The 19,319-nt window shown below is 70.4% G+C and carries 12 protein-coding genes; 11 read left to right on the top strand and 1 reads right to left on the bottom strand.

Annotation, left to right across the window (positions count from 1 at the left end):
* The first annotated feature begins 255 nt into the window (after positions 1 to 255).
* From AQJ27_RS19060 to AQJ27_RS19010, 11 genes are all read left to right on the top strand, one after another.
* On the top strand, positions 256 to 1,452 hold the full coding sequence (locus AQJ27_RS19060) for a hypothetical protein (RefSeq protein ID WP_067370067.1): 1,197 nt from the start codon (positions 256 to 258) through the stop codon (positions 1,450 to 1,452).
* A 48-nt stretch (positions 1,453 to 1,500) separates the two neighbouring features.
* Entirely contained in the window at positions 1,501 to 2,277 is a 777-nt protein-coding gene (locus AQJ27_RS19055; protein WP_067370057.1) for a TIGR03936 family radical SAM-associated protein, read from the top strand.
* Between the two features lie 261 nt (positions 2,278 to 2,538).
* Positions 2,539 to 6,642 carry an Rne/Rng family ribonuclease gene (locus AQJ27_RS19050; protein ID WP_067370053.1) on the top strand — a complete coding sequence of 1,368 codons (4,104 nt, stop codon included), beginning with the start codon at positions 2,539 to 2,541 and terminating at the stop codon, positions 6,640 to 6,642.
* A 260-nt stretch (positions 6,643 to 6,902) separates the two neighbouring features.
* Positions 6,903 to 7,223 carry a 50S ribosomal protein L21 gene (gene rplU, locus AQJ27_RS19045; protein WP_006374708.1) on the top strand — a complete coding sequence of 107 codons (321 nt, stop codon included), beginning with the start codon at positions 6,903 to 6,905 and terminating at the stop codon, positions 7,221 to 7,223.
* A 14-nt stretch (positions 7,224 to 7,237) separates the two neighbouring features.
* Positions 7,238 to 7,492 carry a 50S ribosomal protein L27 gene (gene rpmA, locus AQJ27_RS19040; RefSeq protein WP_028802588.1) on the top strand — a complete coding sequence of 85 codons (255 nt, stop codon included), beginning with the start codon at positions 7,238 to 7,240 and terminating at the stop codon, positions 7,490 to 7,492.
* A 132-nt stretch (positions 7,493 to 7,624) separates the two neighbouring features.
* The gene (gene obgE, locus AQJ27_RS19035; protein WP_067370051.1) at positions 7,625 to 9,061 is read left to right on the top strand and encodes a GTPase ObgE; all 1,437 of its coding nucleotides are present in this window, start codon (positions 7,625 to 7,627) and stop codon (positions 9,059 to 9,061) included.
* 263 nt (positions 9,062 to 9,324) lie between these two features.
* Positions 9,325 to 10,875, top strand: coding sequence for an alkaline phosphatase D family protein (locus AQJ27_RS19030; protein ID WP_067370048.1), 1,551 nt, complete (start codon positions 9,325 to 9,327; stop codon positions 10,873 to 10,875).
* Positions 10,876 to 10,955: 80 nt separating this feature from the next.
* Positions 10,956 to 12,191 carry a hypothetical protein gene (locus tag AQJ27_RS19025; protein WP_067370045.1) on the top strand — a complete coding sequence of 412 codons (1,236 nt, stop codon included), beginning with the start codon at positions 10,956 to 10,958 and terminating at the stop codon, positions 12,189 to 12,191.
* A 193-nt stretch (positions 12,192 to 12,384) separates the two neighbouring features.
* Positions 12,385 to 13,884: a bifunctional cytidylyltransferase/SDR family oxidoreductase gene (locus AQJ27_RS19020; RefSeq protein WP_067370042.1), complete on the top strand. Its 1,500-nt coding sequence runs from the start codon at positions 12,385 to 12,387 to the stop codon at positions 13,882 to 13,884.
* Between the two features lie 172 nt (positions 13,885 to 14,056).
* On the top strand, positions 14,057 to 16,159 hold the full coding sequence (locus tag AQJ27_RS19015; RefSeq protein WP_235613476.1) for a CDP-glycerol glycerophosphotransferase family protein: 2,103 nt from the start codon (positions 14,057 to 14,059) through the stop codon (positions 16,157 to 16,159).
* 203 nt (positions 16,160 to 16,362) lie between these two features.
* A complete protein-coding gene (locus AQJ27_RS19010) occupies positions 16,363 to 17,568 on the top strand; it encodes a glycosyltransferase family 2 protein (protein ID WP_067370036.1) in 1,206 nt (401 codons plus the stop codon).
* A gap of 116 nt (positions 17,569 to 17,684) precedes the next feature.
* On the opposite strand, the gene AQJ27_RS19005 is transcribed toward AQJ27_RS19010, so the two are convergent.
* Entirely contained in the window at positions 17,685 to 19,082 is a 1,398-nt protein-coding gene (locus AQJ27_RS19005; RefSeq protein ID WP_067370033.1) for a polysaccharide pyruvyl transferase family protein, read from the bottom strand.
* Positions 19,083 to 19,319: the final 237 nt, after the last annotated feature.

Raw genomic sequence — 19,319 nt, 5'->3', positions numbered from 1 at the left:
CTCACCCGTTCCCCGCGGGTCGAGCCCTCCGCTCCGGGGCCGCCGGCGCATCCGACGCCCATGCCTGATCCGAACCACCACCAGGCCCAGGGCGGTCGAAGACCGTCGGCCGCATCCGGGAACCGCGCGCGAGCAACGGCGGGGCACACGCACGGTGGACCGGGCGCGACGGCGCGACCGCCAGGAGTTTCGACGGAAGCGCAACCGGCCTCAGGGGCGTGCATCCAGATGGTGTCCTGATGCGTCTACGTCGGTATGGATCTGGAAAAGTCGCCTGCTGAGCGACCCGCAGTACCGGCCGAGGGGTGCCTCACGGTCGCGATCCGCCTGCCCGTGCGGATCGTCGTCCTCGTGCTCGTCGTGCCGGTGCGCATGCTGTGGGACGCCCTGGTGGTCGGCGGAAGGTTTCTGCGGGACACCGTGCTGCGCCCCGTGGGGCGGGTGTTCCAGTGGGTGGCGTGGGCGGTGTTCGTCTGGCCGTGGGTGACGCTGTGGCGGTACGCCGTGGTGCCGGTCGGAAAGGCGCTGGCGTGGCTCGGGTACGTGCTGCTCGTCGTGCCCGCCGTGTGGATGTACGAGACGGTGCTCACGCCGGTCGGGCACGCGATCGCCTGGGTGGCGCGGGGCATCGGCGCCGGGCTCATGTGGGCCCTCCGCGGTCTCGGCGCCGGGTTCGCCTGGGTGCTCCGTGGCATCGGTGCCGGGTTCGCCTGGGTGTACGCCCGGGTGCTGACCCCCGTCGGGCGGGCCGTCGCCTGGCTGCTCAGGGGCCTGGGGATCGGGGTCGGGGCGGTCGCGCTCGGGGTGTACCGGGTCGTGGCCTGGCTGGTCCGCCATCTGATCGTCGTACCGACGCTGTGGTTGTACGAGTGGATCCTCACCCCTGTCGGACACGCGATCGCGTGGGCGGCGCGCGGACTCGGGTGGCTCGTACGGATGATCTTCACCGGGATCGGTGCCGCGCTCTACTGGACCCTGCGCGTCCTGCTCGTGCTGCCCGCGCTCGCCCTGTGGCGCTGGGTGCTCGTGCCGGTCGGACGGGTCCTCGCCGTCGTCGCGCGGGAGGTCGGGGACGCGCTCGGACACGCCTGGCGGGTGGCCGGACACCTGTCGCTCGCCGTCGGCCGGTTCCTCGGACGACTCTTCCGGTGGATCTTCGTGGAGCCCGTGCGCTGGGTGTACCGCAGCGTGCTGACGCCGGTCGGACACGTCGTCCGGGACACGGTCCTGCGGCCCGCCGCCGAGGCCGCGCGCGCCGTGGGCCGTGTGACACGGCAGGCCCTGGCCACCGCCCGCGAGTCGGCACGGCAGACCCGCGCGGACATCCGCCGCATGCTCTTCGGTGCGCCCCCGGAGCCCGAGCGGGTGCCCCTGGCGAAGCACCAACGGGAACCGGGAGCCGTCGGTACACGTACTCTAGGTAGCAGTACGACCGCTCTCACGAAGGACTGAACGACACTGGGCAAGCGACAGCCCGAAGGCCCGCCGCCCGCACCCGCGGTGCAGCGCATCCGACTGCGCTACACCAAGCGCGGCCGCCTCCGGTTCACCAGCCACCGTGACTTCCAGCGCGCCTTCGAGCGTGCGCTGCGCCGTGCCGAGGTGCCGATGGCGTACTCGGCGGGGTTCACACCGCACCCGAAGGTGTCGTACGCCAATGCCGCACCCACCGGCACAGGCAGCGAGGCGGAGTACCTGGAGATCGCGCTCACCCAGACGCGTGACCCTCAGAAGCTGCGTGAGCTCCTCGACGAGTCGATGCCCGTGGGGCTCGACATCATCGAGGCGGTCGAGGCCCGCACCTCGGGTCTCGCCGACCGGCTCACCGCGTCCGTGTGGGAGCTGCGCCTCGACGGCGTGGCGCCCGAGGACGCGGAGCGCGCGGTCGACGCCTTCAAGTCGGCCGACACGGTGGAAGTCCAGCGCAGGACCAAGAACGGGATGCGCACCTTCGACGCCCGCGGTGCCGTGGCGAGCCTCGAGGCGCACAGTCCGCAGGCTGATAGGCCGACCGACCAGCCCTGTGCGATACTGCGCCTGGTTGTTCGGCACGTGACGCCTGCCGTACGACCCGACGACGTCCTGTCCGGTCTTCGCGCCGTGGCCGACCTGGCGCCGCCGGTCGCCGCAGCGGTGACCAGGCTGGCGCAGGGGCTGTTCGATGAAGAGACCGGCACGGTGACCGACCCGCTCGCGCCCGACCGCGAGGCAGTCACGGCCGCCCCAGCCGATCGCACAGGGGCCGCCGAAACTGCCGCCGCGAAGGCGTCGGCGTAAGGAAGGTCCCGCGTAAGGACGGACGTCGTAGCGCCGCCCTCGGATCCGGGAGCCACCTGGGTCGGGCAGCGCACCGACCAGAAGACTTTCGCCAGGCCGTACGCACACATGGCGTACGGAACCGGCGAGACAGGACACAGAGAGCTCCCGTGCGGCGCCCGCGCCCCGGACGGCGGCACCGCGCATCGCGCGAGCCGCGGACGTCACCGGCACTGCCGGACCAGGCGCGGCGCCCGGGAGCCTGACGGGAGATCCACCCGCATGCTCGAGCCGACCGAACCCACTGAGGGTTCCGACAACAACAACACTCCGAGCGACACCCTGCCGCCGCGGCGCCGCCGCCGTGCGGCGTCGCGTCCGGCCGGCCCGCCCACGGGCGCGGCCGAGTCCCAGTCCGTGGCCGAGACCACGGCTCCGGCCATACCGCCGGTGGCATCCGCCGAGGCCCCCGAGGCTCTTGAGACCGAAGAGACGGTGGAGGAGGCGGTGGCTCAGGCCGCTGCCGCCGAGCCGGTCGAGTCGGTCGAACCCGCCGAGGACGCCGCTCCGCGCCGTACGCGTCGCCGCGCCACCCGCCGGGTGTCCGCGCCCGCCGGTGCGCCGGTGACGGCCGAGGCGGCCCGGGCCGCGCAGGCCGTGGTGCCCGCGCCCGCCGAGACCGGGGCCGAGGCCCAGGTCGAAGAGGCCCCCGCTGCCGAAGCGGCCCCCGCCGTCGAGGAAGAGGCGGCGCCCGCCGCCCGTCCGCGTCGTCGTGCGACCCGTCGTGCCTCCGCACCGACCGGTGCGCCCAAGGCGGCCGAGGCCGCTCGGACCACCGAGACGCCTCAGACTCCTGAGGTCTCTGAGGCCCCTGAGGTCACTGAGACCCCCGAGGTCGTCAGGGAGCCCGTCGTGGCGCAGGCCGAAGAGGCCCCCGCCGCCGAGGACGCCGCACCCCGCCGCACCACCCGTCGTCGCGCCACCCGGCGCGTCTCCGCGCCCGCCGGTGCGCCCGAGGGCGACGCCGCCGACGAGCGTGTGGAGGCGCCCGTGACCAGCGAGACCAGCCCCAGCGAGAGCAAGCCCACGGCCGAGGCCGAGATCAAGCCCGCCGCGGAGGCCGAGAGCAAGCCCGCGGCCGAGGCCGAGACCGCCGAGGACGGCGCCCCGCGCCGGACCCGCCGCCGTGCCACGCGCAAGGCCGCTGTCGGTTTCTCCGCCCCCGCGCCGAAGGAGGCCGAGTCCGCGCGACGGCCCGCGCGTCCGGCCGTCGCCGTGTTCCAGGCGCCCGTGTTCACCGAGCCGATGTTCCAGACGCCGGAGCGGGCCGCAGCCGCGGCTGCCGCCGAGGCGGCGGAAGTGGCCGCCGAGACCGCCGAGGCCCCCCGGGCCGAAGAGGTCGTCGAGGCACCCGTGGCTGTCGAGGAGGAGACCGGCGGACGCCGTCGCCGTCGCCGCCGGCCCGTCGAGGAGGCACCCGCGGCCCCGGCCGCGGAGCCCGTCGACGAGGTGGAGGAGCCCGAGGAGTCCGCCGAGGACGTCGAGGACGGCGCCGAGGACGACGAGTCCGAGGAGGAGTCCGCGGGCTCGCGCCGCCGTCGCCGTCGTGGTGGCCGTCGCCGTCGCCGCGGCGAGTCCGCCGAGGCGGACGGTGAGGCCGGTGACGACGAGTACGCCGCCGAGCAGGCCGCGCAGGACGCCGAGGACACCGCCGAGCAGGCCGAGGAGGACGCCGAGGAGGCGGACGAGCGCGACGAGCCGGGCGGTTCCGGCTCCAGCAGCAGCCGTCGCCGCCGTCGGCGTCGTCGTCGCGCCGGTGACTCCGGCCCCGAGGCCGAGCCCGGCGAGAACGACCCCGAGCGCACGGTCGTCAAGGTCCGCGAGCCGCGCGGCAAGAAGGACGAGCACCCGTCCGACGAGGTGCAGTCCATCAAGGGCTCGACCCGCCTGGAGGCGAAGAAGCAGCGCCGTCGTGAAGGGCGTGAGCAGGGCCGTCGTCGTGTTCCGATCATCACCGAGGCCGAGTTCCTGGCCCGCCGTGAGGCCGTCGAGCGCGTGATGGTCGTCCGCCAGAGCGGCGAGCGCACCCAGATCGGCGTCCTCGAGGACAACGTGCTCGTCGAGCACTACGTCAACAAGGAGCAGTCGACCTCGTACGTCGGCAACGTCTACCTGGGCAAGGTCCAGAACGTGCTGCCGTCGATGGAGGCCGCCTTCATCGACATCGGCAAGGGCCGCAACGCCGTGCTCTACGCCGGTGAGGTCAACTTCGAGGCGCTCGGCATGGCCAACGGGCCGCGCCGCATCGAGAGCGCGCTGAAGTCCGGCCAGTCGGTCCTCGTGCAGGTCACCAAGGACCCGATCGGCCACAAGGGCGCCCGCCTCACCAGCCAGGTCTCCCTGCCGGGCCGCTACCTGGTCTACGTGCCCGAGGGCTCGATGACCGGCATCAGCCGCAAGCTGCCCGACACCGAGCGCGCGCGCCTGAAGACCATCCTCAAGAAGATCGTCCCCGAGGACGCGGGCGTCATCGTGCGCACCGCCGCCGAGGGCGCGAGCGAGGACGAGCTGAGCCGCGACGTCGAACGACTGCAGGCGCAGTGGGAGGACATCCAGAAGAAGGCGAAGAGCGGCGGCAGCTCGAACGCGCCGTCCCTGCTGTACGGCGAGCCGGACATGACCGTCCGCGTCGTCCGCGACATCTTCAACGAGGACTTCACCAAGGTCATCGTCAGCGGCGACGAGGCGTGGGAGACCATCCACGGGTACGTGTCCCACGTCGCGCCCGACCTGGCCGACCGCCTCTCGAAGTGGACCTCCGAGGTCGACGTCTTCGCGACATACCGCATCGACGAGCAGCTGATGAAGGCGCTGGACCGCAAGGTCTGGCTGCCCAGCGGTGGTTCGCTGGTGATCGACAAGACCGAGGCCATGGTCGTGGTCGACGTCAACACCGGCAAGTTCACCGGTCAGGGCGGCAACCTCGAAGAGACCGTGACCAGGAACAACCTGGAGGCGGCCGAGGAGATCGTGCGCCAGCTGCGGCTGCGCGACCTGGGCGGCATCGTCGTCATCGACTTCATCGACATGGTCCTGGAGTCCAACCGGGACCTGGTGCTGCGGCGCCTTCTGGAGTGCCTGGGACGCGACCGTACGAAGCACCAGGTCGCCGAGGTGACCTCGCTGGGCCTGGTGCAGATGACGCGCAAGCGTGTCGGCCAGGGTCTGCTGGAGTCCTTCTCGGAGACCTGCGTCCACTGCAACGGCCGTGGCGTGATCGTGCACATGGAGCAGCCGACCTCCGTCGGAGGCGGCGGCAAGCGCAAGAAGCGCGGCCGTGGTGGTGCCGAGCAGGTCCACGAGCACGACCACGAGCTCGAGCACACGCACGAGATCGCGGAGGAGCCGGAGACGGTCGAGAGCGAGGCCGAGGTGGCCGCCGAGGTCGCCGCGCCCGTCGCTCTGGTCGAGCAGGAGTTCCAGCCGGACGAGGAGCTGTACAGCAGCGCCGCCGAGGCGGAGGCCGCGGCTTCCCGTGGCGGCCGTTCGCGGCGCCGGGCGACCCGGCGCGCGTCGGCTCCCGCGGGTGCGCCGAAGGCCGAGGAGCGTGCTCCCCGGGGCCGCCGTGAGGAGCGGGCCGAGCGGACCGAGCGGGCTCTGACGTCCCACGAGGCCGCCCAGGCCGAGCCGGTCGCGGTCGAGGACCCGGTCGTCGAGGCGCCGGTCACCGAGGCGCCCGAGGTCACGCCGGCCGCTGAGGCCGCTCCGGCCCCCGTGGTCGCCGTACCGGAGGACGAGGCCGCTCCCAAGGGCCGTACGCGTCGTCGCGCCACCCGCAAGGTGTCGGCTCCGGCCGGTTCCCCGAAGGCGGCGGAAGAGGCCGCGGTGACGGTCACGGAGCCGGTCGTGGCGCCCGTGCCGGAGGCCGCCGCCGAGGTCGTCGAGGCGCAGCCCGAGCCGGTCGCCGAGGCGCCCGCCGAGAGCGCCGCGCCGGCTCGCCCGCGTCGCCGCGCCGTCCGCAAGGCCACCGCGCCCACCGCGTCCGAGGAGGCGGCCGTCGTGGTCGTCCCGTCGGCCTCGGCGGAGCCGGCCGAGGCGGTCGAGACGGCGGCTGGGACCCCGGTCGAGACGGACGTCGAGACCGCGGTCGAGACGGACGCCGAAGCTCCGGCCCCGGCCAAGAAGACGGCCGCCCGCAAGACGGCCAAGAAGGCGACGGCCAAGAAGGCCGCCACCAAGAAGACCGCCGCCAAGAAGACGGTCGCCAAGAAGACCACGGCCAAGAAGGCGACCGCGAAGAAGACGGCCGCCAAGACCACCGCGAAGAAGACCGCGGCGGCCGAGCAGCAGGACCGTTCGTCCGTCTCGGCGACCACCGAGGACTGACGCGGAACCGGCGGAGGGCTGACGGAAGTCGGTCCCTCCGCTGCTCCGACCGCATGACGGTGGCCCGGTTTGACCCCTCAAGCCGGGCCCCGTAACCTAGACCGTCGGCGTGTCCCCTGACGCGCCGCACCCCCGTAAACCTCTTCCTCCCGGAATTCTGCGTGTCGTGCGTGTTCGCATGCCGTGCGCTTCGGGAGAGGCCGCTCGCGCAGCGCGTGGCTGGACTGCGGGGTTCCGTTCCGAGCGAGAGAGAGATCCGCGTGTACGCCATCGTGCGCAGCGGTGGTCGCCAGCACAAGGTTGCTGTCGGCGACATCGTTGAGGTTGACAAGATTTCCACTGCCAAGGTTGGCGACACGGTCGAGCTCTCGACCCTGCTCGTTGTCGACGGCGACGCCGTGACCAGCGACCCGTGGGTCCTTGCCGGCATCAAGGTCCAGGCCGAGATCGTGGACCACCACAAGGGCGTCAAGATCGACATCCTTCGCTACAAGAACAAGACCGGTTACCGCCGTCGTCAGGGCCACCGCCAGCAGTACACGGCGATCAAGGTCACTGAGATCCCCGCGGCTGCGAAGTAAGGGACTGAGGAGAGATGGCACACAAGAAGGGCGCATCGTCCACTCGGAACGGTCGCGACTCCAATGCTCAGCGGCTCGGCGTGAAGCGCTTCGGCGGTCAGGTCGTCAACGCCGGTGAGATCCTGGTCCGCCAGCGCGGCACGCACTTCCACCCGGGCAACGGCGTCGGCCGTGGCAAGGACGACACGCTGTTCGCCCTTGACGCCGGTGCGGTGGAGTTCGGTACCCACCGTGGCCGCAAGGTCGTGAACATCGTTCCGGTCGCCTGACCGGTTCTTTCGCGAGGCGGACCTCACTTCCCGTACGGGAAGCGGGTCCGCCTTTCGCGTGTTTTGTAGAGAAGCGGCTCTGTGGCATACAGGGCTGTGCAGGACTTTCGTACGTAACTGGAGGCACATCCCATGACCACCTTCGTGGACCGCGTCGAGCTGCACGTCGCCGCGGGTAGCGGAGGCCACGGCTGTGCCTCCGTACACCGGGAGAAGTTCAAGCCGCTCGGCGGCCCGGACGGCGGCAACGGCGGCCGGGGCGGTGACGTGATGCTGGTCGTCGACCAGTCCGTGACCACGCTGCTCGACTACCACCACAAGCCGCACCGCAGCGCCACCAACGGCAAGCCCGGTGAGGGCGGCAACCGCTCCGGCAAGGACGGGCAGGACCTGATCCTGCCGGTGCCGGACGGCACGGTCGTGCTCGACAAGGCGGGCAACGTCCTCGCGGACCTCGTCGGCCACGGCACGTCGTACGTCGCCGCGCAGGGCGGTCGCGGTGGCCTCGGCAACGCGGCGCTGGCCTCGGCCCGCCGCAAGGCGCCCGGCTTCGCGCTGCTCGGTGTCCCCGGTGACTTCCAGGACATCGTCCTGGAGCTCAAGACCGTCGCGGACGTGGCCCTCGTCGGCTACCCGAGCGCCGGCAAGTCGTCCCTCATCTCCGTCCTGTCGGCTGCCAAGCCGAAGATCGCGGACTACCCCTTCACGACCCTCGTCCCCAACCTGGGCGTGGTGACGGCGGGCGAGACGGTCTACACGATCGCGGACGTGCCCGGCCTCATCCCCGGCGCCAGCCAGGGCAAGGGCCTCGGCCTCGAGTTCCTCCGCCACGTCGAGCGCTGCAGCGTGCTGGTCCATGTGCTGGACACGGCGACCCTGGAGTCCGAGCGCGACCCGGTCACCGACCTCGACATCATCGAGGAAGAGCTGAAGCAGTACGGCGGCCTCGGCAACCGTCCGCGCATCGTCGTCCTCAACAAGATCGACGTGCCCGACGGCAAGGACCTCGCCGAGATGGTCCGCCCCGACCTGGAGGCCCGCGGCTACCGCGTCTTCGAGGTGTCGGCCGTGGCGCACATGGGCCTGAAGGAGCTGTCCTTCGCGCTCGCCGAGATCGTCGGCACGGCGCGCGCCGCCAAGCCCAAGGAGGAGGCGACCCGGATCGTCATCCGTCCGAAGGCGGTCGACGACGCCGGCTTCACCGTGGTCCAGGAGGAGGACGGCCTCTACCGCGTGCGCGGCGAGAAGCCCGAACGCTGGGTCCGCCAGACCGACTTCAACAACGACGAGGCCGTCGGCTACCTCGCCGACCGTCTCAACCGCCTCGGCGTCGAGGCGGAGCTGATGAAGGCGGGTGCCCGCTCGGGCGACGGCGTCGCCATCGGCCCCGAGGAGAACGCGGTCGTCTTCGACTGGGAGCCCACCGTCATGGCCGGTGCGGAGATGCTCGGCCGCCGTGGTGAGGACCACCGCCTCGAAGCTCCGCGGCCCGCCGCGCAGCGCCGCCGCGACAAGCAGGCGGAGCGGGACGACGCGGACAAGGAGTACGACGACTTCGAGCCGTTCTAGGCCGACGTTCCCGGTCCTTCTGCCGCCGTTCGTTCGGCTGCGGGTGGGTTGGGGTTGCTCGCGCAGTTCCCCGCGCCTCTGAAAAGGGGCGCGGGGAACTGCGCGATCTTTTTTGGGGGAGCTGCGCGATGTTTTTGGGGGCGCGACGGGTCACCCCTTCACCTTCTTGTCATGCTCTTGATTAAATCCGTTCAGCGAGCGGGCCACTGCGGCGTGTGAGCCTCCCGGTGTCCAAGGGGCCACCGACGCAGGGGAGTTCACCGATGACCGGAACCGTCTCGCGCGATCGACGCCGCTTTCTCACCGCCGGCGCCGCGGCCCTGGGTGCCGCCGCCACCAGCCAGTTGTGGCTGCCGGGTACCGCCCGCGCCGCCGAACCCCCGCTGCCCGACGGGGTGTTCACCCTCGGCATCGCCTCCGGCGACCCGCTGCCCGACGCCGTCGTGCTGTGGACCAGGCTCGCCCCCGACCCGCTGAACGGCGGCGGCATGCCCGACCGCGCGGTACCGGTGGAGTGGGAGATCGCCGAGGACGCCCGTTTCGGAAGGCCGGTGCGGCGGGGCGTCGCACAGGCGCTGCCCGAGTACGGGCACAGCGTCCACGTCGACGTCCGCGGACTGCGCCCCGACCGCGCGTACTGGTACCGCTTCCGCGCCGACGGCCAGCTCTCGCCGACCGGCCGCACCCGCACCGCCCCGCACCCCCACAGCTCCGGCGGCTCGCTGCGCGTCGCGCTCGCCTCCTGCCAGAACTGGCAGAACGGCTACTTCACCCCGTACGCCGACATGCTCGCCCAGGACCCCGACTTCGTGCTCTTCGTCGGCGACTACATCTACGAGTCCGCGCCGTCGGCGACGGCCGTCCGCAGGCACGAGGGCGGCGGGGAGCCGTACACCCTCGTCCAGTACCGCAACCGCTACGCGCAGTACCGCACCGATCCGAACCTCCTGGCGATGCACGCCGCGGCGCCCTGGGTGGTCACCTTCGACGACCACGAGGTCGACAACGACTTCGCCGGGGAGATCCCGCAGGACCCGGCCAAGCAGTCGCACGACGCGTTCGTGGCCCGGCTGACCGCCGCCTACCAGGCGTACTACGAGCACATGCCGGTCCGGGCGACCGCGGTGCCGAACGGTCCGCACATCCGGATGCACCGGCGGCTCGACTTCGGCCGGCTGGTCCGGCTGAACGTCCTGGACACCCGGCAGTTCCGCAGCGACCAGGCGACCACCCGGGCGGGCGCCGAGGACCCCTCGATGACCATGCTCGGCGCCGAGCAGAAGGCCTGGCTGCTGCGCGGGCTGCGCCACTCACCGACGCGCTGGAACCTGATCGCCTCGCAGATCATGATGGCCGAGACCGATCTGCAGATCGGCCCCGGCAAGCTCTGGTTCTACGACGCCTGGGACGGTTACCAGGCCGAACGCAACGCGCTCATGGGGGAGTTGGCCACCGTGCGCAACCCCGTCGTGCTGACCGGGGACCGTCACCTCACCATGATCAGCGACCTCAAGAAGGACTTCGCCGACCCGGAGTCCGACGTCGTCGGCGCCGAGTTCGTCGGGACCTCCATCTCCAGTGGCGGTGACCAGGACCAGGTGGCCTTCCACGACGAGTGGGACCCACGGATGCCGGACAACCCGCACTGGAAGTTCATCGACGCCCACCGCGGCTACCACCTCTTCGACATCCGGCGCGACGGCATCGACGCCACCGTCCGCGCCCCGGAGACCGTGCTGCGGCCGGACGCCGCGTCCAGCACGCTGGCCCGGCTGCGGGTCGAGGCGGGGAAGCCGGGCGTACGTCTGGTCTGAACAGCGTTGTCCTGGGACTCATGTGAGTCCCAGGGCATTCTCAGGTAAGGCTCAGGTGAGAGATTTAACGTCCCTTGACCATGGAGACCGACTGTACGCATCACGACTCGGCGGCCCCTGAGGCGGAGACCGGCGCAACCGCCCCGGAGAGCGCCCCCACGCCACTGCCCCGCGGCACCCGGCTGCTGCACATCGGCCCGCACAAGACCGGGACCACGTCGATCCAGAGCGCCCTGTTCGCGGCGAAGGACGCGATGGCCGGGCACGGTGTCGACTTCCCGGCCCACAGCAGACATCCGATGGAAGCCGTCCTCGCGGTCTGCGCCCGGCCCGGGATGATGGGCGACGCCAGGCCCACCGAGAGGCACTGGCAGCGGCTCGTCGACGCGGTGCACGCCACCGGCAGGCGCACCTCGGTGGTCAGCAGCGAGTTCTTCGCCGACGCGCCCGACGACGAGGCCATCGCCCGGATCGTCGACGACCTCGGCCGGGGCCAGGGGCGGGGCCAGAGCCGGGTTCATGTCCTGGTCACCCTGCGGCCGCTGGCGAGGATCATGCCCTCGCAGTGGCAGCAGTACGTGCAGAACGGTCTGCGCATGGGCTACGAGGACTGGCTCGAGCACATGCTGCGCAAGGCCCCGTACGAGAAGCCCAATCCGAGCTTCTGGCGTCGCCACCGCCACGACCGGCTCGTCGAGCGCTGGGTGCGGGTCGTCGGCGCCGAGAACGTCACCGTCGTGGTGGTCGACGACCGCGACCGCGACGGTCTGATGCGCACCTTCGAATCCCTCCTCGGCCTGCCCGACGGTCTCCTGGTGCCGGTGCCGGACACGGCCAATCGCTCGCTCACACTCGCCGAGACCGAAATGCTGCGGAAACTCAATAGGGAGTTCCGCGGCAATGGGCTGCCGGACGAGGTGTATTCCAGGATGGTGCGTGGCGGCGCCGTCATGCATATGAAGAACGCCTGCCGCCCGGCCCCGGACGACGCGCGGATCATCACGCCCCGCTGGGCGCTGGAGGCGGCCGCGGGTATCGGCGCGGAGATGGCCGGGCGGATCGCCGCCATGGGCGTACGGGTGCTCGGTGACCCGGCGTTGCTGTCCGTCGTACCCAGCGTCGCGAGCGTCGAGGAGACGGGGCCGCCGCGGATCGATCCCGAGGTGGCGGCCCACGCGCTGTACGGGGCGCTCGCGGTGGCGGCCGCGACTCCCGCGTATCCCCCCGTGTCCGTGCGCTCGGTTCACCAGACCCCGTCCAGGGAACTCGTCCGGGTTCTCGGTCACCGGGTCCTCAAGCGTCTGAAGCGGGCGTGAAGAGCGTACGTAAAACGTGTGCAGTTACTCACAGCAAATCCGGACAATACGGTTCGGGGTCTCGGAAGAGACCTGCCTGCAAGGTGAATAGCCGGTTGCGCGCACATAAGCAGCAGAGGGCGCTCACCTTGCATGGCAGTAACGGAAAGTGGGAGCATCCGAAAGTTCCCTGTCGCCCCAAGGTAGGTCACCTGTGTCTGAGCACTTTGCCAAGCCCCGTACCACCGCAGTGATCCTGGCCGGCGGCACCGGTCAGCGCGTGGGTCTGTCGATTCCGAAGCAGCTGCTGAAGATCGCAGGTAAGGCGGTCATCGAACACACGCTGACCACCTTCGAACAGGCCGAGTCGATCGACGACATCATCGTGCTGATGGCTCCCGGCTATGTGCCGGACGTCGAGAAGATCGTCGCGAAGGCGGGGCTGAAGAAGGTCACCAAGGTGATCGAGGGCGGCTCGACGCGGAACGAGACCACCGAGCGCGCGATCGCCGCGCTCGGCGAGGGTCTGGCCGAGGGTGAGGACGCCAACGTCCTCTTCCACGACGCCGTGCGCCCGCTGCTGTCCGAGCGCGTCATAGACGACTGCGTCACGGCCCTGGAGCGTTACCAGGCCGTCGACGTCGCCATCCCCTCCGCGGACACGATCATCGTGACCCGCACCCACGGCGAGGACGGCGAGTTCATCACCGAGATCCCGGACCGCTCCCGGCTGCGCCGCGGCCAGACGCCCCAGGCGTTCAAGCTGTCCACGATCCGCCGCGCCTACGAGGTCGCGGCCGGCGACCCCAACTTCCAGGCCACCGACGACTGCTCGGTCGTGCTCAAGTACCTGCCGGACGTGCCGATCCACGTCGTCGCGGGCGACGAGTACAACATGAAGGTCACCCAGCCCGTCGACGTCTTCATCGCCGACAAGCTCTTCCAGCTGGCCTCCACCGCCGCCCCCGAGCAGGCCGACGAGGCCGCCTACCGCGAGCTGCTCAGCGGCAAGACCGTGGTGGTCTTCGGCGGTTCGTACGGCATCGGCAAGGACATAGCCGAACTCGCCGAGGGCTACGGCGCGAAGACCTACGCGCTCGGCCGCTCGACCACCGGCACCCACGTCGAGAACCCGGAGGAGGTCGACGACGCGCTGTCCACGGCGTACGCCGAGACCGGGCGCATCGACTACGTCATCAACACCGCCGGGGTGCTGCGCATAGGCAAGCTCGCGGAGACGGACAACGCGACGATCGAGGAAGCGCTGAAGGTCAACTACCTGGCCCCGGTGCAGATCGCCCGCTCCGCGTACAAGTACCTCGCCGAGACCAACGGCCAGCTGCTGCTCTACACCTCCAGCAGCTACACCCGCGGTCGCGCCGAGTACAGCCTCTACTCCTCCACCAAGGCCGCCATGGTGAACCTCACCCAGGCGCTGTCCGACGAGTGGGCCGGCGACGGCATCCGCGTCAACTGCATCAACCCCGAGCGCACCGCGACCCCGATGCGCACCAAGGCCTTCGGCCAGGAGCCCGCGGGCTCGCTGCTCTCCTCCGAGGCGGTCGCGCGCACCTCGCTCGACGTCCTCCTGTCCGAAATGACCGGTCACGTCATCGACGTACGCCAGCAGGACCCGACCGCCGGCGCCGGACTGGCCTCCGGATTCGAGGCGGCGCTGGCCAGCGTGCTGGACCGTCAGGACGGCGTGGCATAATTAACACCCATTAGTTTTCTTGAAATTCAGGCCTCTGAGTCTGCGCGTTTGCCGCGTATTCACAGGGGCCTGAGTCAGTAAAATTCCCGGATTGTCCGCGATCGCCCGCAAGGCCCTTTTCGTTAATCAAGCAGTAACAAAACCGGCACACACCCCAAGAGCAGGTTTCTCCGTGATATCCACCGCTATACGCGTTGCCCGGGTGGGCAGTGCGGCCGAGCTGGCCGCGGCGGCCCTCATGATGCTGGGCTTCCCCTGCCTGATGCTGGCCGCGCTCCTCCCGAGCGTCGGTGCCTTCGCCGCCGCGGCCGCTGTGACGTACCTGGCGGACCACTATCTGCACCGGCGCGGCAGCTATCTGGTCAACCGCCTCAGCAAGGTGCGCGCCGGTCTGTCCATCAGATTCCTGATCCGACAGCTGCTGCTGGTCCTGCTGCTCGCGCGCCTGGACCTGTCCGACAGCATGGTCTTCTACGCGGCGATCGCGTGCTTCCTCGCCTTCTACGGCTTCCAGGCCCCGCACAGCGCGCTGATCACCCTGATCCGGCTGCGCCGCAAGATGCCGGTCGCCACCCGCAACGTCGACCTGGCCTCGCGCATCCGCATCCCGGACGCACCGCCGCGCGCCCTGCTCAACCGGGCCGCCGAGAAGATGCTCCACCTCGACCTGGTGGCCGTCGCCGGTGTCCTGCTCGCCGGGGCCACCGACAGCAACGTGTACGGCTTCGTGGGCATCGGGGTCACGCTGGTGCTGGCGTTCGTCTACGTCGTCGCGCTCGTCCCGTACATCCGCGGCAAGAAGACCCCGCCGAACGCGGACACGGTCCTGGCGGCGGTCGATGAATGGCTGCGCGAGTACCGCCCGGAGACGGTGCTGTACTTCTCGGGCTCCAAGGACTCGGCGTACCAGGTCAACATGTGGCTGGAGACGATGGAGCAGCTGGACACCCGGCCGCTGATCATCCTGCGCGAGCGCGCCATCCTGGAGCGCATGGCGCCCACCACGGTGCCGGTCATCTGCGTGCCCGGAGGGGTGCACCTGATGAACATGGACCTGTCCACGGTGCGCGTCGCGCTGTACGCGGCGAACGTCGGCAAGAACATCCACATGCTGCGCGTCCCGACCATGAAGCACGTCTTCATCGGCCACGGCGACAGCGACAAGCTGGCCAGCGTCAACCCGTTCAGCAAGGCGTACGACGAGGTGTGGACCGCAGGCCGCGCGGGCCGCGACCGCTACGCCATCGCCGACGTCGGTGTCCGCGACGACGACATAGCGGAGGTCGGCCGCCCGCAGCTCGCCCCGATCCAGACCTGGCGGGGCCTGCCCGAGGGACGTGTTCCCACGATCCTGTACGCCCCCACCTGGGAGGGCTGGGACGACAACCCGGGCAACACCTCGATCCTGCTGGCGGGCGCCAACATCGTGCGCGCGCTGCTGAAGGCCGAGCAGCCCGTCCGCGTCCTCTACAAGCCGCACCCGTTCACCGGCACCCGCAGCCCGCAGGCCAAGAGCGCGCACGAGAAGATCGTCGCGCTGGTCGAGAAGGCGGCCGCCGAGCGCACCGCCGACCCGCGCTTCACCGTCGACGCGGCGGCCCAGTCCGCGGCCAAGGCGGAGCTGGCCCGCATCGCGGCCCGCATCGAGAAGCTGACCGGTGTCACCGAGAGCGGTGACGAGGCCGAGGCCACCCGCGACGGCATGGTCGACACGGCCGCGCACGCCGAGGTCGCCCGGCTGCGCACCGAGTGGAACGACGCCTACTGGCGCTCGTTCGGCAGCTGGGAGCACCGGGTCATCACGGGCGCCGAGCCGCGCCTGTACGACTGCTTCAACGTCTCCGACGCGATGGTCTCCGACATCTCGTCCGTGGTCTCCGACTTCATCGCGAGCGGCAAGCCGTACGCGGTCACGGACTCCGCGGAGCTGGGCGTCGAGGAGTTCAAGCGGCAGAACACCGCGGTGCGTGCCGCCGTGATCCTGTCGAACTCGGCGAGCGAGCTGGGCGAGTTGCTCGCCGAGGTCACCGACCCGTCCTCGGACGCGCTCGCCGCCGACCGCCGGGAGCTGAAGGAGTACCTGCTCGGCCCCGACGAGCCGGCGTCGATCGACCAGTTCAACGCCGCGGTGCGCGACCTCGCGAAGAAGTCCCGGGCGCGCAACCTCGGCCAGGAGACCGGTGCGTCGGCCGCCGCCGTGGAGCTCGCGAACGGGGTTCCCGGGCAGCGCAAGGCCTCGGCGGACGAGACGGGCGGCGCGGCCGTCAAGGGCTGATCCACTCGCCGAGCAGTCGGTGACAGGGCCCGGCCCCGAGGAGCATCCTCGGGGCCGGGCCCTGTCCCGTTCCCCGTTCCCCATAAACCTGTGAACCGCATCACATTTGGGGTCCTGTGAGGCAACCTCTTCGTCCTTTCAGCCGTCTTTGAGGTAGCCCTTGAGCTGATACGGGGGAAATGTTCGGATGACAATGGAGAAACGTGACCGTGACGCAGCCTGATGTGAGCGTGATCATCGGGGCGTACGAGGCCATGCCCTACCTGGTCAAGTGCCTGGAGTCGGTCGAGGCCCAGACGCTCGACCCCGCTCGTATCGAGGTCATCGCCGTCGACGACGGGTCGAAGGACGGCACCGGCGAGTATCTCGAGGAGTTCGCGGAGCGTGCGGCCATGGCTGTCACGGTGATCCGGCAGGCCAACTCCGGCGGACCCAGCGGCCCGCGCAACGTCGGCCTCGACAAGGCCCGCGGCCGCTTCGTCTTCTTCCTCGACGCCGACGACTACTTCGGCCCCGAGGCCCTGGAGCGCATGGTCGCCATGGCCGACGAGCACGGCACGGACGTCGTGCTCGGCAAGGTCATCGGCGTCAACCGCAACGCCCCCAAGTCGATGTGGGGCAAGAACCAGCCCCGTACGGACGTCTTCTCCTCGCAGATCAAGTTCACGCTCAGCGCGCAGAAGCTCTTCCGGCGCGAGCTGCTCACCCGGCACGACATGCACTTCGACGAGTCGCTGAAGACCGGCGAGGACGCCCTCTTCACCATGGAGGCCTACCTCCGCGCCGACGGCGTCTCCGTGGTCGCCGACTACGACTGCTACTACCTCGTCGGCCGCGACGACGGAAAGCACGTCACCAAGAGCGGCAGCTACACCCTGCGCTTCGACTCCGCCCGGGCCCTGATGGGCCTGATCGCCGAGCACGTGCCCGCGGGCAAGCGCCGCGACGGCCTGATGGTCCGCCCCTTCCTCGTCACGCTGCTGCCGCAGTTCGGCCCCGTCTTCCTCAGAGACGACGAGGAGGTCAGACAGAACAAGCTCGTGCTGGCCAAGCCGCTGATCGACGCGTACTGGACCGAGGGGGTCGCCGACCGCCTCAAGGTCAACGAGCGGCTCCGGGTGAACCTCGCTGGTCAGGGCCGGGGCGACCTGCTGGTGGACGTCCTGGACTTCATCAAGAAGAAGAAGGCGCCCACCCTCCACGTGGACCCGCGCAGCCGCAAGGCCTACCTCGCCTACCCGCACTTCCGGGACAAGGCGGCGCCGCTCCCGGACGGCTGGTTCGTCCCGACCTCCCGCGAGACGGTCACCATCGAGAGCTTCAAGTTCCCCCCCGCCGCCCACTTCCCGGGCATGCGCACCGCCCGCAAGATGGCACGCAAGATCCTCGGACCGCGCCGCGCGGCCTGACGAAGCGGCCTCACGAAGCGGCCTCACGAAGAGGCCCGTTCCGCGGCCCGGAGGGCTACGGAACGGGCGTTCGGTGAAGGCTACGGGCGCCCCGGCTGCGGAGCGCCCGGTGAGGGCTACTGGCGACCCGCCTGCAGAGCCTTCCGCAGCGGGCGCCCCACCGCTCGCCGGGCGATCCGGTAGACGGAGCGCTGCGGCGCCGCAGCGGCCGCCGGCTTCGCGGCGGTCTTGCGGGCCTTGTCGAGTTCGCGCTTGAGCTTCGCGTTGTCCGTGGACAGTTCGCCGATACGGGTCTGGAGCCAGCCGAACCGGCTGGTCAGCGAGGCGACGTCGGCGTCGTTCCAGGGACGGATGCCGGCCGGGAAGGCGAGCGAGCGCAGCCGCTTCTCGTGGGCCGCGCCCCCGTCGCCGTGCGTGAACGTGTTCTCCAGGCCGTTGCGCTCCAGGAAGCCCATGAAGCGGTCGAAGCGCTCCTGGTGGCCGCCCGTGAGCTCGCCGAAGTCCGCCTCCGCGTACAGCTCGGCCGGGTCGAGGTCCTGCGGCAGCGCGTTGATCCTGCGGTGCGGGATGCCGAAGTAGCGGCACAGCTCAAGGGTGCGCGAGTCGCCGCACAGCACGGTGGCGGGCGTACCCGCCAGCAGCGCCGCGATATTGCCGTGGATGCGGGAGCCGAACGAGAAGTCGAAGTCCCGCAGGTCGTCGATCCAGGTCACGGGGTCGACGTACACACGGACCTTGTCCTCGCGGTACATCGGGTGATCGGGGTGCGTGGGCATCGCGGTGACGGAACCGTTCGGATCCGACAGGTCGCGCCAGTGCAGCTGGCGGGCGTCGCTGAGGTTCTGTCCGACGAACCGCAGGTGGGGGTAGCGGGCGTGCGCCCGGCGGATGACCCCGTCCAGGCCCTGCGACTTCACCGCACTGTGCGAGCCGTTGATCGCGACCCGGGACTCGGGACCGAGCGCGGGCGCGTTCTTGCGTACGTCGAGCTCCCTGCCGTACATGAACATCGAAGGGCAGCCGATGACCTCGACGTCACGGAAGCCCATGTCCTTCAGGTACCGCTCGGTGAACTCGCCGCGCACCCCGATGGACGCGCTGCGCTCGAGCACGGCGGTGACGAACTCCCGGACGGCCGGTTCCATGGGCTTCAGCCTGGCCGGGTTGTAGTCCAGACCGGTCTGCGCGCCGATGCCCGGCACGACCAGCGGAATCCTCAACTTGCTGATGAGCTGCGTCAGCCGCCTGAGCTGGGGCTCGAACGAGGGCCGGAACGCGTTGGCCAGCGGAACGACGAAGGCGTCGTACTCCTCGTTGATGCGGCCCGCGGCGGCGACGTTGGTACGGATGCCGTTCGACACGACCTCGGCACGAGGCGTCTCGAGGATCTTGTGCGCGGCGTCGCTGAAGATCAGGTTTCCCGCGTTGGTGGCGATGACGTCCTGGTGGAGGGCCTGCTCCACAGGGACGACGTCGTACGGGCTTTTCCCTGATCTCAGGAGTATGCGCTTCACCGGATGAACATTAGATGCCACATTGGTCAACTTATCTTTGCGCCATCTTTAAGTTCTATGAGGAACCCGCACAACCTTTTTTGCATACGCGGGACGTGAGCGTGTGGCTACGCTTCGGTGATCACGAGGGCCGGGCGCCGTCCGCAGGCTGGACCGACGGGCGCCGCCCCCGCCCTTTCGCGTAGATTGCCGGGCGGGACCGACGCGAGGGGACACACCGCAGGTGGCAGGGCAGGT

Source organism: Streptomyces olivochromogenes, from assembly GCF_001514115.1.
GTDB lineage: Bacteria > Actinomycetota > Actinomycetes > Streptomycetales > Streptomycetaceae > Streptomyces > Streptomyces olivochromogenes.
Note: the sequence above shows the minus strand (reverse complement) of the source record. Positions and strands in the feature narration are given on the sequence as shown.